The organism is Allobaculum fili (assembly GCF_020969955.1).
GTDB classification, from domain to species: Bacteria; Bacillota_I; Bacilli_A; order Erysipelotrichales; family Erysipelotrichaceae; genus Allobaculum; species Allobaculum fili.
Window position 1 is genome coordinate 1 of sequence record NZ_JAHDSX010000168.1, and the last position, 255, is coordinate 255.

Annotated in this window: 1 rRNA gene; it reads left to right on the top strand. The window is 48.2% G+C overall.

Annotated features, from left to right (window positions below):
- Nucleotides 1-63 precede the first annotated feature (63 nt).
- Nucleotides 64-255 (top strand): 23S ribosomal RNA (locus Afil_RS10945); the annotation flags it as partial.

Consider the following 255-nt stretch of genomic DNA (forward strand, 5'->3'; position numbering starts at 1 on the left):
ACAGTTCTTACGAAATAGAAAAATCTCGAAACAAGCATAACTAGAACCAAAGTTAGAGAACTAGATCAAGCAAGGAAGGGCGTACGGAGGATGCCTTGCCACTCTTGAATGATGAAGGACGCGTCAGACTGCGAAAAGCCGTGCCGAGCTGTCAGGGAAGCGACGACACACGGATATCCGAATGGGGGAACCCGGCTGGTTTTATAGCCAGTCATCCATGCAAATGGAGAGAAACCCGGTGAACTGAAACATCTA